Origin of the sequence: Arthrobacter sp. ok909, from assembly GCF_900104405.1 — a bacterium.
Taxonomy (GTDB): Bacteria; Actinomycetota; Actinomycetes; order Actinomycetales; family Micrococcaceae; genus Arthrobacter; species Arthrobacter humicola.
The window spans coordinates 10,342-24,383 of the sequence record NZ_FNJS01000033.1 but is presented as its reverse complement, the minus strand read 5'-3'; the positions used below and the strand labels follow the sequence as shown (position 1 = coordinate 24,383).

The 14,042-nt window shown below is 68.0% G+C and carries 13 protein-coding genes and 1 tRNA gene; 9 read left to right on the top strand and 5 right to left on the bottom strand.

What is annotated here, in order from left to right:
* Positions 1 to 4 precede the first annotated feature (4 nt).
* The gene (locus BLR03_RS19750; RefSeq protein WP_254788602.1) at positions 5 to 847 is read right to left on the bottom strand and encodes a phosphatase PAP2 family protein; all 843 of its coding nucleotides are present in this window, start codon (positions 845 to 847) and stop codon (positions 5 to 7) included.
* A gap of 89 nt (positions 848 to 936) precedes the next feature.
* Here BLR03_RS19750 and BLR03_RS19745 point away from each other — a divergent pair, with 89 nt between their 5' ends.
* A complete protein-coding gene (locus BLR03_RS19745; protein WP_091255875.1) occupies positions 937 to 1,437 on the top strand; it encodes a nucleoside deaminase in 501 nt (166 codons plus the stop codon).
* Between the two features lie 10 nt (positions 1,438 to 1,447).
* On the opposite strand, the gene BLR03_RS19740 is transcribed toward BLR03_RS19745, so the two are convergent.
* From BLR03_RS19740 to BLR03_RS19725, 4 genes are read right to left on the bottom strand one after another with little or no spacing between them, the layout of a single operon-like run.
* Entirely contained in the window at positions 1,448 to 2,734 is a 1,287-nt protein-coding gene (locus BLR03_RS19740) for a DNA glycosylase AlkZ-like family protein (RefSeq protein WP_091255873.1), read from the bottom strand.
* Positions 2,735 to 2,782: 48 nt separating this feature from the next.
* Positions 2,783 to 4,015: a glycosyltransferase family 4 protein gene (locus BLR03_RS19735; RefSeq protein ID WP_091255872.1), complete on the bottom strand. Its 1,233-nt coding sequence runs from the start codon at positions 4,013 to 4,015 to the stop codon at positions 2,783 to 2,785.
* A 9-nt stretch (positions 4,016 to 4,024) separates the two neighbouring features.
* The gene (locus BLR03_RS19730) at positions 4,025 to 4,423 is read right to left on the bottom strand and encodes a 6-pyruvoyl trahydropterin synthase family protein (protein WP_091255870.1); all 399 of its coding nucleotides are present in this window, start codon (positions 4,421 to 4,423) and stop codon (positions 4,025 to 4,027) included.
* A 3-nt stretch (positions 4,424 to 4,426) separates the two neighbouring features.
* Positions 4,427 to 5,470: a dehydrogenase gene (locus BLR03_RS19725; protein WP_091255868.1), complete on the bottom strand. Its 1,044-nt coding sequence runs from the start codon at positions 5,468 to 5,470 to the stop codon at positions 4,427 to 4,429.
* 128 nt (positions 5,471 to 5,598) lie between these two features.
* Here BLR03_RS19725 and BLR03_RS19720 point away from each other — a divergent pair.
* From BLR03_RS19720 to BLR03_RS19685, 8 genes are all read left to right on the top strand, one after another.
* Positions 5,599 to 5,688: transfer RNA gene (locus BLR03_RS19720), tRNA-Ser, on the top strand.
* A 215-nt stretch (positions 5,689 to 5,903) separates the two neighbouring features.
* Positions 5,904 to 6,959 (top strand): GTP 3',8-cyclase MoaA, encoded by a 1,056-nt coding sequence (gene moaA, locus BLR03_RS19715; protein ID WP_091255866.1) that lies wholly within the window; start codon positions 5,904 to 5,906, stop codon positions 6,957 to 6,959.
* A gap of 90 nt (positions 6,960 to 7,049) precedes the next feature.
* Complete coding sequence (locus BLR03_RS19710) at positions 7,050 to 7,934, top strand: AAA family ATPase (RefSeq protein ID WP_091255865.1); 885 nt, start codon at positions 7,050 to 7,052, stop codon at positions 7,932 to 7,934.
* Positions 7,935 to 7,938: 4 nt separating this feature from the next.
* The gene (locus BLR03_RS19705; protein ID WP_091255863.1) at positions 7,939 to 9,054 is read left to right on the top strand and encodes a vWA domain-containing protein; all 1,116 of its coding nucleotides are present in this window, start codon (positions 7,939 to 7,941) and stop codon (positions 9,052 to 9,054) included.
* Positions 9,047 to 10,213, top strand: a complete 1,167-nt coding sequence (locus tag BLR03_RS19700) for an XdhC family protein (RefSeq protein WP_091255862.1) — start codon at positions 9,047 to 9,049, stop codon at positions 10,211 to 10,213. The genes BLR03_RS19705 and BLR03_RS19700 overlap by 8 nt, the downstream gene beginning before the upstream one ends.
* A 91-nt stretch (positions 10,214 to 10,304) precedes the next feature.
* Positions 10,305 to 10,817 (top strand): (2Fe-2S)-binding protein, encoded by a 513-nt coding sequence (locus BLR03_RS19695; RefSeq protein WP_091255860.1) that lies wholly within the window; start codon positions 10,305 to 10,307, stop codon positions 10,815 to 10,817.
* Positions 10,814 to 13,183 carry a xanthine dehydrogenase family protein molybdopterin-binding subunit gene (locus BLR03_RS19690; protein WP_091255859.1) on the top strand — a complete coding sequence of 790 codons (2,370 nt, stop codon included), beginning with the start codon at positions 10,814 to 10,816 and terminating at the stop codon, positions 13,181 to 13,183. Before BLR03_RS19695 ends, BLR03_RS19690 begins: the two co-directional genes overlap by 4 nt.
* Entirely contained in the window at positions 13,180 to 14,034 is an 855-nt protein-coding gene (locus tag BLR03_RS19685; protein ID WP_091255857.1) for an FAD binding domain-containing protein, read from the top strand. Before BLR03_RS19690 ends, BLR03_RS19685 begins: the two co-directional genes overlap by 4 nt.
* Positions 14,035 to 14,042: the final 8 nt, after the last annotated feature.

Sequence of the window (14,042 nt, the reverse complement as noted above, 5' to 3'; positions counted from 1 at the left end):
ACTATCATCCGGATCCCGGGGACCGTCCGGCTGGGCCGGGAGTATCGGCGTCGTCCGTCCCTGCCCGGGCATTGGCGCTGGCGGCGCCTTCGTACAGGTGCGCGGGGTGCTCGAAGGTCGGCGCGGGGCCGGCGTGTTCGCGGTGCCGCAGCACATGGAAGAGCCGGTGGGCCAGGATCACAATGCCCACCCAGGCCAGTCCCAGCACCCACCCGACGATCACATCGGTCATCCAGTGGTGGCCCAGATAGACCCGGCTGAGGCCCATCGCGATGATGAAGATCGCACCCGAGGTGATCAGGGCGATCCGGGCGCTGGTCCGTTTGATCTGCAGGCAGGCCAGGTACACCACGAGCGCGATCACCACCGTGGTGTTCAGCGTGTGCCCGCTCGGGAACGACGGCGAGTTTTCGTACGGCGGCACGGCGTCGGCGTGATCCGGGCGGGCGCGGCCGATCAGTTTCTTGCCCAGGGCCGTGGCCGTCACGGAGACGGCGGCGGCGCCGCCGATCAGGATCAGCGGCCGCCAGCTGCGGGAGGTATAGATCAGTATCGCGGTCAGGATGCTGGCCAGGATGGGCATGCCGATGCCGCCGCCGATGTTGGTGAACCCGGTGATGAAGGCGTCCAGGCCGGGGCTGCGCAAATGTTCCATGAACGCCAGCGCCGGCTTATCCAGGTTCGCGAGGCCGGCGTCGTCCACCACGTTGTCGTAGACCTCGGCGCTGGTCAGTGCCAGGATCACCACGACCACGCCGCCGATCAGCATGGTGATCCACAGCGCCGCGTAGGGCACCACCCACTTGCCCCAGCGTTGCGTCAGCCAGTTCTCTGTTCTGGTGGTCACGGCCGTCTCCCGGATACTTGACTAATTTAACCCGTGGGCTGCACAGCCCGGCTGAACAGCATACTTAGGATCGAAACTATCATTGACCCATGACTTCTCCGGAGCCCCGCCATGCCCAATGGATGGGCCTTGCCCTGGCCGAGGCCCGGAATGCCCTGGCCACCGCGGACGTGCCGATCGGCGCCGTCGTGATCGGACCGGACGGTTCCGTGCTGGGCGCGGGGCGGAACGAACGCGAGGCCCTGGGAGACCCGACGGCGCATGCCGAGATGGTGGCCATCCGCGAGGCGGCCGCGCGGTTGCGGGCGCGCCGGGCCCTGGAAGGCAAGGATGACGACGGCTGGCGGCTGGAGGACTGCACCTTGGTGGTCACCCTGGAGCCGTGCGCGATGTGCGCCGGGGCGATCGTCCTGGCGCGGATTCCACGGGTGGTGTTCGGGGCCTGGGATGAGAAGGCCGGGGCCGCGGGGTCCGTGTTCGACATCCTCCGCGAGCGCCGGCTCAACCACTGGGTGGAAGTCTATGCTGGCGTCCGGGAGCCGGAATGCGCCGCGCTGCTGCGGGACTTCTTCGCGGGACACCGCGCCTGATCCGTTCCGGCTACCCGGCCCCGGAGGCTTCTGCAGATGCTGCGAGCGCATCGATGCGTTTTTGCCGGGTGGCCGGCGAGTCGAGGCTGAAGGCCCGGAAATCACCGAGGTCTTCGCGGATCCAGGCTTCCACCTCGGAGATCCGCTGCGTCACGGCCGGCGTGGGACCGTGGAACAGCCAGGGCACAATCCGTTCCTTGGCCGGTTCGTACTGCCAGAGCCCGATGATCCGGCCGCGGTCCAGAATGGGGTGGTCCGGAAGGTCCGCCTGCAGAGCGAACGATTCCAGCGCCGGTTTGTGCTGGTCTTCGTTGGCGAGCAGGTCCGCCGCGTTGCGGCGCAGCAGGAAGAGTGAGTCTGTTCCGGCGAGCAGTTGGATCTGTTCTTCGGCGGGTTCGTCGAAGGCGGCGAAGAGTCCGACGTCGTCGGGCAGCATCCACAGCGTGTCTCCCCCGGCGGCGTCCTGTGAGGTCTGGGCGGTGAGTACCTCCACGGCGCCGACGGCGGCGAGCGCCGCCCTGGTCTGTGCCACGGTGAACGCTGTGAACCACTGCGATTGTTTGAAGGTGGCGCCGCCGGTCCAGCCCAGGTAGCGGCGGATTAGTTCGGTCCGGGCGGCGTCGTCGTCAAAGTTGCTGGCCGGCAGGCCCCAGGGCTCGTAGGCGTAGCGCTGCTGGTCCAGGCGCCCATTGGCGGGAACCCGGCGGATCCTGCCGTCCGACTGCAGGAGCCCCAGCGCGGTGGGCAGCGTGGTGGTGGCCCCCCTCTTTTTGCCTTCTTCCCCGAGGTTGCGGACGGAATCGCCGAGCTCGTCCTTGAGCTGCCGCGGATCCAGGGGCCCGTCCGCTTCGGCGAGCGTGTGCAGCACCTGCTCTTCCAGCAGCGTGACTTCGCCACGGTCCACGCCGAGCCTGCCCACCACCTTTAAGGCCGATTCAGCCGCGTCGCGGCCCAGCTGGAGCGCCCAAGCGAAGTCGTCACGGCCCAGGACGTAGGTGCAGCCGCGGGCGGCGGGGAGCTCGAGGATCCTGTGGGCGAGGACGTCGGCGTCCACCTGTTCGCGGCGGATGCCGGCGCGGGCGAAGAGCGTGAGGTACGGATTGGCGCCGCCCACGGACCGGGCCCAGCCGGCCCGGGCGAGCACCTGCTCCGCCGTGCAGCCGGCCAGCGAGCCGTCCAGGCCCTGCCGGTGCCAGGCCCAGGCCCGGAGCCGTTCCCGGGTCAGGCTCTGCGGCTCCGGCATGTCCACGGGCTCTTTGACCGACGGCGCGTGCGTCGTCACAGGCTGGGTGCTCATGGGCTCATTCTCCAACAGCTTCTCCGTCAGCGGTATCAAGAAGGGGCATCAACCCGCGCCGTCGGGTTTGCCGGCCACTTTTCCGGCCCCTGCCGTTTCCGTCGCCAGGGACTCCAGAACCGTCCGGGCGGTGGCGTCCCAGCCGGGCAACCGGCCGCGTGCGGCGACGGCCGCGTCCCGCCAGCGTTGCCTGAGCCCGGGGTCGCCCAGCCAGCGGCGCAGCAGGTCCGCCAGCGGGGCGGGGTCCGTTCCGAGGCCGACGGCGGCGCCCGGCAGCGGCAGGTTCGGCACCGGCGGGGCGGGCGGGGCGGGCGGCCTGCCGGCCGGGTTCCCAGCCGAGTCGCTCGGCAGGTTTTGTGGCGTGCCGGCGGCGAGGGCTTCGACGGCGCCGGTGCCCTCGCGCACCACCACGGGAACGCCGCGGGCCAGCGATTCGGTGACGACCAGGCCGTAGGTTTCGGCCCGGGAAATCAGCAGGCTGACATCCGCCGCATTCCATTCGGCGTCGAGCGCTGAGCCCCGGAGCTCGCCAGGGATGCTGACCCTCCGGGCCAGGCCCAGCCGTTGCACCGTGTCCCGGAGTTGCGCGGCATAGGCCGGATCGGCGGTGTCCGAGCCGATGAGGGACGCCGTCCAGGGCAGGTCCGTGAGCCGCGATAGCCCTTCCAGCAGGAGCGCCTGGTCCTTGTTCGGCAGCAACGCGGCCACGGCAATGAAGTGCGGCCCGCCGGAGCCGGCGGACAGGCTGCCCGGTGCCAACGGTGCGGGCGCGGTCCCGGGGAGGGCCACCCTGATCCCGTCCAGGCCGTGCCGGGCGCGGATGTCTGCCGCGGCCGAACCGCTCGTGCAGATGACCCCGGCGGCGGCCTGCAGGGCCCGGCGTTCACGCTCCGGGTGGTCCGGCAGGGGCATGTGCAGCAGGATCCAGACCTGCTGACCCTCGGCGCCGGCCGCTTCCAGTTCGTCGGGCGCTCCGCAGGCGAGGAGGCTGTCGACCAGCGTCACGGAACCAGGCGTCGGCCCCGTCGGGTCTGGCCCAAAAGTGGCGCGACCCGGCTCAGCAGGGCCGCCGGCGTCGGGCGTCGCGTGGAGAAGCCGGGCCAGGCGACCCCGGTCCTCGCCGCTGCCGTCTGGCCAGTCGCCGTCGAGCGGGCACGTCTCCACGTCCGCGCCCAGGGCGGTAAGTTCCCGGGCAAGCGCGGCGTTGTAGACGTTGCCCCCGGAGTTGTGCCGGACGTTCCCGGGCACCACGAACCGGATGCGCAGGCTGACCGGCGGCATGTGCGGCGCCTAGCGGGCGTCGAAATCCAGCGAGTAACTGGCCCAGGCATCAGGGGTCTCCCGCAGGGTGACGTCCAGCCCGGTGAGCGCGCCGCCATCCCTGCCGATACGGATCTGCGCGGCGACACCCTCGCCGATGTACCGGGCCAAGGCCTCGGTGGTGCTCAGTTTGCCGGCGAAGTCGGGGTGCTCGTCGAGGTTCTTGTAGTTCAGCTCGTCGAGGACCTCGTCCACCACGACCCCCGCCGCGCCGATGTCCAGCACGATCGCGTCGTCATTGAGCTCACGACGGCGGAAGGTCACCTCGGTGACGAACGTGGCCCCGTGCAGGCCCTGGGCGGGGCCGAAGACTTCGCGGGGCAGGCTGTGGGCGATCATGAAGTTACGGCGGACGGTCAGACTGAACACGGGCTACCTCGTGGCTTCGATGGGCTGGGCGATGGATGGATCAGTGGACGGGGCTTCTGACGGGTATTCAATGACGTGGCACAGGGCGTCCAGAGTTCCGTCGGCAAGCCGCCGGACGACGTCGGGAAGCTCCGCGAAGCCCGAGGATCCGGTGAGAAAGACGTCAAAGACCGGGTCCTGCAGCAGGGACACGGCGAGCGCCAGGCGCTCGGCGTGGGTGCGGCGGTGCCGGCGGGCGCGCGCAACCTTGCCCACTTGGCTGGCCCGGATGGACAGGCGGCGGGCGTGGAAGTCCTCGCCCAGCGGCAGGCTGATTCTCCGGTCGGCGTACCAGGACATCTCGATGATGTCGCCTTCGTCGCCCACCAGCTGCAGGCTCCGCTCCAGGCCTTCCTGCGAGGCGGAGCAGTGGATCACGATGTCACAGTCCGCGAGGGCATCGTCGGGGTGGCTGAACTCGACGCCGAGGGCGTCTGCGAACGCGCGCTTCGCGGGGTCGACGTCGATCAGCTGCAGCCGCGCGAGCGGAAAGCCGGCCAGCAGCCTGGCCACCGTTCCGCCGACGAGTCCGGCCCCGATCACGGCAACCCTGTCACCCAGACGGGGTCCGGCTTCCCAGAGGCCGTTGACGGCGGTTTCCACGGTACCGGTGAGCACGGCGCGGCGGGCGGGGACGCCGTCGGGAATCACCGTGAGTGATCCGACCGGGACGATGAAGCGGTCCTGATGCGGGTAGAGGCAGAAGACGGTTCTGCCCGCCCAGCCGTCCGGGCCCGCCTCCACCACCCCGACGGTGAGGTAGCCGAACTTCACCGGGTAGGGGAAGTTCCCCTCCTGGTTGGGGGCGGCCATGGCCCCGGCGACGCACTCCGGGACGCTGGCGTGGTGGACGACGAGCTCGGTGCCCTTGCTGATGCCCGAGTACAGGGTCCGGACGAGTGCCTCGCCGGGTCCGGGAGCGGGCAGAGCCTCGCTCCGGAGCTCACCCTGTTCCGGGCCGACGGTCCAGTAAGCGGTCGCGGTGGCGGGCCCTTGAGAAGTAGTCATGGTGCTTCCGAATCTAGTGCCCTGCCCGTGCGCGGGGAAGGGCGGCGCGCGCGGGCAGCGGGTTTGTTCGGGTGCCGGTGCGGCTCGTTTTGTGGATGGGCGCCTTGCTCCGGTACCCTAGTCAGGTTGGTGACGTGTCCGAGCGGCCGAAGGTGCAACACTCGAAATGTTGTTTGGTGTCAAAGCCAACGTGGGTTCAAATCCCACCGTCACCGCCACAGGGGGTAGTACGTCTTACCCCAGCTAGTGATCACGAATTCCCCCGGAGTGTTTTGTCCGGGGGAATTCGTCGTTTTCGGGGCCGGGTGATCGGGCCCGGTCCCGCGTCCTGACCGACGGCGTTCAGCAGGACGGCCATTGTGAGGGCCCAGGGTGTGGCATACGCTGAGAGAGGTCAAGCGGTCGCACTACTACCGCTTTGAGAGGGCGATGCATGGACGCCAATTCCATCACCGACACCTTCCACCGGCCCCTACGGGACCTGCGGATTTCCGTCACGGACCGGTGCAATTTGCGTTGCGTCTACTGCATGCCCAAGGAGATTTTCGGCAGGGATTTCGTTTTCATGCCTCGGGACCAACTGCTGACGTTTGAGGAAATCACCCGGCTGGCGTCCATCGCCGTCGGGCATGGGGTTCGGAAGATCCGTTTGACCGGCGGGGAACCCCTGCTGCGAAAGGACATTGAGGTATTGGTCCGGATGCTGGCGCGGTTGCGGACTCCCGACGGGCTGGCGCCGGATCTGGCCATGACGACGAACGGCTCCGTTCTGGCGCAGAAGGCGCAGATCCTCAAGGATGCCGGGCTGAATCGCGTGACGGTGTCCCTCGACTCGCTCCGGGAGGAGATCTTCCAAGCCATGAACGACGTCGGCTATCCCGCCGCCAAGGTCTTGCACGCGGCGGAGGTCGCCCAGGTTGCCGGCCTAGGGCCGGTGAAGATCAACATGGTGGTCAAGCGCGGGACAAATGACCAGGACATACTTGACATGGCGAGCCACTTCAAGGGATCAGGGTTCATCCTGCGGTTCATTGAGTACATGGACGTGGGTGCGTCCAACGGCTGGAAAATGGGCGAGGTGGTGCCCTCCGCCGAAGTCTTGGCCCGCATCAATGCGGTGTTCCCGCTGGAGGCGGTGCCGCCCAACTACCCTGGTGAGACGTCAGATCGCTGGCGCTACACGGACGGCAGTGGTGAAATCGGGGTCATTTCCAGCGTGACCCAGGCCTTTTGCCGCGGCTGCACGCGGGCGCGGCTCTCCGCCGACGGCAAGCTGTTCACATGTCTGTTTGCCACAGCCGGCACGGACCTGAGGGCACTGCTGAGAGGCGGCGCATCCGACGTCGAGCTTTCCGCGGCATTGTCCGCCCTCTGGGGTGGCCGCACGGACCGCTACTCGGAACTGCGCAGTGCCCACACTCCCCAAGCCAACACCCCCGAGGCCCCTGCATCGGCACACAAGATCGAGATGTCATACATCGGCGGCTAGCCGGACCGAACGCGCCCATTAACTCCGGCCCCTGGTATCGCCAGCGGCCACCGCCCGGGCCCCTACGACCAATGACCCTATGCTGGTGTCATGACGCAGACGTCGATCAGTTCCCCCGCAGCGCTGGCCGAAAAGCTGGCCGCCACCGGCTACCTCGCCGATGAGGGCCTGGCCACCACCTGCTACCTCGCCCTGAGCATGGAACGGCCGCTGCTGCTGGAGGGGGAACCCGGCACCGGCAAGACCTCCCTGGCCGAGGCCCTCGCACAGGTCTTCGGGTTGCCGCTGATCCGTTTGCAGTGCTATGAGGGAATCGATGCCTCGCAGGCGCTCTACGACTGGGACTTCACCGCCCAAATCCTCCATCTGCGCAGTGTGGAGGCCGGCGGCGGCGCGGGAATGAGCGTTGCCGAACTGGAACACTCCCTGTACGACAAACGGTTCCTGCTGGCCCGGCCCATTCTCAAGGCGCTGCAGCAAAGCCCGGCCGTGCTGCTGATCGACGAAATCGACCGGGCCGACGATGAGTTCGAGGCGTTCCTGCTGGAAGTGCTCTCCACCTACCAGGTCTCCATCCCCGAGTTCGGCACGGTCAGGGCAGACATCGCCCCGATTGTGGTCCTCACCTCCAACCGGACCCGTGACCTGCACGATGCGCTCAAGCGCCGGTGCCTCTACCACTGGATCGACCACCCGGGGTTAGCCCGGGAGGTCGAAATTGTGCGCACCCGACTCCCCCAGGTGCCCGCGCTGCTCGCCGAGCAAGTGGTGCGCGTCGTCCAGCAGATCCGGGCCACCGACGACGTTCTCAAGCCTCCAGGCGTGGCCGAAACCCTGGATTGGGCCCGCGCGCTGCATCAGCTCGGCCGGGCCGAGCTGGACCTGGCCTCGGCCGCGGCCAGCATCGGCGCACTGTGCAAATACCGCGAAGACACCGAGCGGGTCTCGGCGGCCCTGTCCCGGATGCTCGGCTGAGCCCATGCCAGCGGCAGGACAGAACCCAGAGCACAGCGCCGAGGAGATCCTGTTGGCCTTTGCCGCTGCGGTGCGCGCGGCCGGGGTGAAAGTGACCGCAGACCGGGCGCGCAGCTTCGTCGACGCAGTCGGCAGGCTCGCCCTAGACAACCGCTCGGACGTGTTCTGGGCCGGCCGGGCCACCCTGTGCGCATCGCCGGAGGATTTGCCCGCCTACCAGCGGACGTTTGAGGCCTGGTTCGCCGCGGGGCACCCCGCCGCCCAGCGTGTCGAGGCCTCCGCGACCTCCGTCAGCGCTGCCGCTTTGGACAACGACGACGGCGGCCCGGAGGGTGCCAGGGACCAGTTGCAGGCGCTCGCCAGCCGCCGGGAGCGGTTGCGGCACCGTGATGTAGCCGTCCTGGATGATGCCGAGCGGGCCTTGCTGCACCGCATGTTCGAGGAACTGCCGGTGCACTTGCCCACCCGGCAGACCCGGCGCAAACGCCTGGACCGGCACGGCGACGTCGACCGGGTGCGGACCCTGCGCGACCAGCTGCGCCGCGGCGGGGAACCAGGGCCGCTGCGCCGCGCCCGGGCGCCACGCAAACCCCGCCGGATGGTCTGGCTGATCGATGTATCGGGCTCGATGGCGCCCTACGCTGACAGCCTCCTGCGCTTGGCCCACCGGGTAGTGCAAGCCGCCCCGCACCAGGTGGAGGTGTTCACGCTCGGCACGCGGCTGACCCGGGTGACCGCCGCACTGAGGGTGCCGGATGCCGACACTGCCCTGGCCCTCGCCGGCCGCGCCGTCCCCGACTGGTCCGGTGGAACCCGGCTTGGAGAAGTGCTGCGCGCGTTCAACGACCGCTGGGGCCAGCGTTTGACGGTACGCGGCGCCGTCGTCGTGATTGCCAGCGACGGCTGGGAGCGGGGCGACCCTGCGCTGCTGGGGCGCCAAGCCGAGCGGCTGCACCATCTGGCCAGGCGGATCATTTGGTCCAACCCGCACCGTGGCATGGCGGGCTACCAGCCCCTACAGCGGGGAATCAAGGCAGTGCTGCCGCACGTTGACTACTTTATAGGGGGGCACTCAATGCAGAGTTTCGAGGAATTGTTGGACGTGGTTGCCAATGCGTGAGGTTTTGGACGATCTGGTCGCCGCCATAGCGGCCGGCCACACAGTAGGACTCGGTACGGTGGTGCGCACTTTCCGGTCCGCACCGCGGCCGGCCGGGGCGGCCATGATGGTCGACGCCGACGGCAGCGCGGTTGGCTCGGTGTCGGGCGGCTGCGTTGAAGGCGCGCTCTACGAACTGGCCACCGAGGTGGTCCAGTCCGGCCGACCTGTGCTCCAGCGCTATGGCATCAGTGACGACGCTGCGTTCGAGGTCGGCCTGACCTGCGGCGGGATTCTAGACATTTTTGTCGAGCCGGTCTCCACCAAGATTTTCCCCCAGTTGCCCCAGGTGGCGGACGACGTCGGCGCGGGCCGGCCGGTGGCCGTGGTCACCGTGATCGAACACCCCGATCCGTCCTGGCTCGGGCGCCACCTTGTGGTGCGCCCGGAGGGGTTCGTCGGCTCCCTGGGCAGCGACCGTGCCGACCATGCGGTCTGTGACGACGTCCAGGGCCTGCTGGCCGCCGGCCGCAACGCCACCCTCATGTATGGACCGGACGGCCAGCGGCGCGGGGAGGGGATGCGCGTGTTTGCCCTCAGTTTCGCCCCGCAGCCGCGGATGCTGGTGTTCGGCGCGATTGACTTTGCCGCCGCCGTCGCCAAGCAGGGCAGCTTCCTCGGCTACCGCGTGACTGTGTGTGACGCACGCGCGGTTTTCGCAACGGCTGCCCGGTTCCCTCAGGCGGACGAGGTGGTGGTGGAATGGCCACACCGCTACCTGCAGGCTCAGATCAATGCCGGCCAAGTGGATGAGCGCACTGTGATCTGCGTGCTCACGCATGACCCGAAATTCGATGTGCCGGTGCTGGAGCTGGCGCTGCGCCATAACGTGGCCTATGTGGGGGCCATGGGGTCCCGGCGCACGCACCACGACCGCTTGGAGCGGCTGCGCGAAGCAGGCCTGACCGAGGCCGAATTGGCCCGGCTTTCCAGCCCGATCGGCCTGGACCTCGGGTCCCGTACGCCCGAGGAAACAGCCGTCTCAATCGCCGCCGAAATCATTGCGCTGCACTGGGGTGGCGGCGGCGGACGGTTGAGCACCATGGAAGCCAGGATCCACCACGAGCCCGTGGCCGAAGCGGACCAAGAGGATGCGGGGAACCCGCGTAGGTCTCTCTAAGGCGCTAATCTCCTCCTTGGAGTAACGTGTGTCACATCAAGACTGGATGCCGGGCGGTCGTGCTCGTCCTCCAAGGCGAGAGGAGATCTCAATGGCGAGTTCCAAGACGATCACCGTCGAAGTCGATGATGTGAGCTACACCGACAACGTCGAACCCCGGTTGCTGCTGGTCCAATACCTGCGCGAACGGCTTGGCAAGACCGGCACATTGATTGGCTGCGACACCACCAACTGCGGCGCCTGCACGGTCCATCTGGACGGCGTCAGCGTCAAATCCTGCACCATGTTTGCAGTCCAGGCCGACGGCCACAGCGTCACCACCATCGAAGGCTTGGCCCGGGACGGCAAACTTGCCCCGCTGCAACAGGCCTTCCACGAATGCCATGCACTGCAATGCGGCTTCTGCACGCCGGGCATGATCATGCAGTCCGCATCCCTGCTGGACGAAAACCCGCACCCTAGCGAGCAGGAGATCCGAGACGGTCTGGAAGGGAACCTGTGCCGGTGCACCGGGTACCAGAACATAGTTGCCGCGGTCCGGGCGGCCGCGGAGGGCACGGTGTCCTCGGACAGCGGCGCAAGCGAATCTGCAGGTGTGGCATGACCACCGCCGAGGTCGGCCGGCCCCGGCTCCGCAAGGAAGATGCCCATCTCATCACGGGGCGCTCCAGGTACACGGACAACATCACGCTGCCCGGCATGCTGCATCTGGCGATGGTGCGCAGTCCATTCGCCCACGCGAAGATCACCTCCGTCGACGCCTCCGCTGCGAAGTCTTCACCCGGCGTCGTTGCGGTGCTCACCGGAGCCGACGTGGCCGACAAACAGGGAAGCCTGCCCAACGCCTGGCCGATAACGCCCGAGCAAAAGGCCCCAGCGCACCCGGCCATCGCCGTCGATAGGGTGGCCTTTGCCGGCGAGGTGGTTGCTTGCATCATTGCCCGCAGTGCCGCCGCCGCCCGCGACGCCGTCGAGCTGGTCGATGTCAGCTATGAGGAACTGCCCGTCGTCCTGGATCTGGAAGAGGCGGCGAAGGATGAGGTGCTGGCCCACCCGGACCTGGGCACCAACAAATCGGCCACCTGGGTCTTTGACTCGGGCGAGGCCGGCACCGGTAAGCCGGTCGGTGAGGCATTGGCGGCCGCCGAGGTCCTCATCGAGCGCACGTTCTACCAGCAGCGGCTCATCCCGTCCTTCATGGAGCCCCGATCGACAGTGGTGGACCCCACCGGTGAGCAGATCACCATGTGGTCGGCCACGCAGGTGCCGCATATTCTCCGTCTCATGCTGGCACTGACCCTGGGCATCCCGGAAAGCAAGGTGCGCGTGATCGCCCCCGACGTGGGCGGCGGCTTCGGCGGAAAACTGCAGGTGACCCCTGAGGAAGCCATCACCGTGCTGGCCGCCCGGCACACCGGCAAGCCGTGCAAATACACCGAGACCCGCAGCGAATCCCTGATGGCGGCCCACCACGGCCGTGCCCAGGTGCAGAAGCTGAAACTCTCGGCCACCAGGGACGGGATCGTCACCGGGCTGGACGTGCATCTACTGGCCGACATGGGAGCCTACCTGGGCCTGGTCACCTCCGGGATCCCGATCCTGGGCGCCTTCATGTACAACTCCATCTACAAGTTCCCGGCCTACCGTTTCGAATGCACCAACCTCTTCACCAACAAGGCGTGGACCGATGCCTACCGCGGCGCCGGCCGGCCGGAAGCAACCTTTGCGATCGAGCGCTTGATGGACGAACTCGCCGTCGAACTCGGCATGGATCCTCTGGAGGTGCGGGAAAAGAACTGGATCAAGCACGAGGAATTCCCCTTCACCACTGTCGCCGGTCTCGAATACGACACCGGCAACTACGAGGCGGCCACCGCGAAGGCCATGGAGCTCTTCGGCTACGACGCGCTCCGGGCCGAGCAGGTGCGGCGCCGCGAGACCAACGACCCCGTCCAGCTCGGCATCGGCATCTCCACGTTCACCGAAATGTGCGGCCTGGCGCCGTCCCGTGTGCTTGGCGCGCTCAGCTACGCCGCCGGCGGCTGGGAGCACGCCCAGGTGCGGGTGCTGCCCACTGGCAACATCGAGGTGGTCACTGGTTCCTCCGCTCACGGCCAGGGCCACGAAACCGCGTGGAGCCAGCTCGTGGCGGACAGGCTGGGTGTGCCGTTCGAAAATGTTGAGGTATTGCATGGGGACACCCAGATTTCCCAGCGGGGCATGGACACCTACGGCTCCCGGTCGCTGACCGTCGGCGGCATGGCGGTGCTAGCCGCTGCGGACAAGGTGATCGAGAAGGCTAAGGTTGTGGCCGCGCACATGATGGAAGCCAGCGAGGAGGACATCGAGTTTGCGGACGGCAAGTTCAGTGTCAAGGGCACCGAGCAGTCGACGGCGCTCGGTGAGATCGCCTTCGCCACCTTCTCCGCGCACAACTTGCCGGACGGATTTGAGCCCAACCTGGATTCGGATGCCACCTTCGACCCGCAGAACTTCTCTTTCCCGCACGGCACCCATCTTGCCGCCATGGAGGTGGACACCGAGACCGGGCAGGTCACGATCCGCAAATACGTCTGCGTCGACGACGTGGGGGTGGTGGTCAATCCGCTGATTGTGGAGGGCCAGGTCCACGGCGGTCTGGCGCAGGGAATCGCGCAGGCCCTCTATGAGGAGGCCGTATACGACGACGCCGGCACCCTGGTCACGGGCTCGTTTGTGGACTATCTGGTGCCCAGCGCGCCGGATCTGCCGCACTTCACCACGGCGCGCACCGAGACCCCTTCGACCACTAACCAGCTCGGGGCAAAGGGGGTCGGGGAGGCGGGAACCATCGCCTCGACGCCCGCCATCGTCAACGGCGTGCTGGACGCAGTGCGGCACCTGGGCGTGAAGGACATCAAGATGCCCTGTTCGCCGTCGCGCGTGTGGGCCGCCCTTGAAGAAGCCAAGATGACCGGAGGTGTGCAATGATTCCTAGCGCATTCGACTACGCCGCGCCGGCTACGGTCGCGGAGGCGCTGGGCCTGCTGGCCCACGCTGGTGACGACGTGAAGCTGCTGGCCGGGGGTCAAAGCCTGATCCCGGTGATGAAGCTGCGCCTGGCCGACCCGGCGATGGTGGTCGACTTGGGCCGGATCGGCGAGCTGTCCGGAGTGCGCGACGACGGCGATGCCCTGCTGATCGGCGCCATGACGACGCACCACCAAGTGGCCACCGACCCGCTGATTGCCGCGCACCTGCCGTTGCTGGCCAAGGCCGCGGCGACGGTGGCGGATCCGCAGGTCCGCCACCGCGGTACGTTTGGTGGCGCTTTGGTGCACGCCGACCCTGCGGGGGACCTGCCCGCACCGGTTCTGGCGGCCGACGCGACTTTCATCCTGGCCGGAGCGGGCGGGGAACGGCGGGTGGCAGCGGCGGACTTCTTCCAGGGCTATTTCACCACTGCCGTAGCCGAGGGTGAGATCCTCACCCACATCCGCGTGCCGAAGTACACCGGATGGGGTGCGCACTATGAGAAGTTCACCAGGGTGGCCCAGCAATGGTCCATCGTTGCGGTGGCCGCGATGGTCCGGGTGGATGACGGCACCATCGCCGAGGCCCGGATCGGGCTGACCAACATGGCCAGCACCCCCCTGCGGGCCACCGCCGTCGAGCAGGCACTGGCGGGGGCCCCGTTGACCCGGGAAGCGATCGCCAGCGCCAGCGCACACGCGGCCGAGGGGACCGATCCTGCCAGCGATCTCAACGGGGACGCGTCCTATCGGCGTCATCTGGCCGAGGTCTTGACCAGGCGGGCCGTCATCGCGGCCGCCGGGCTCTAGCGGATCAG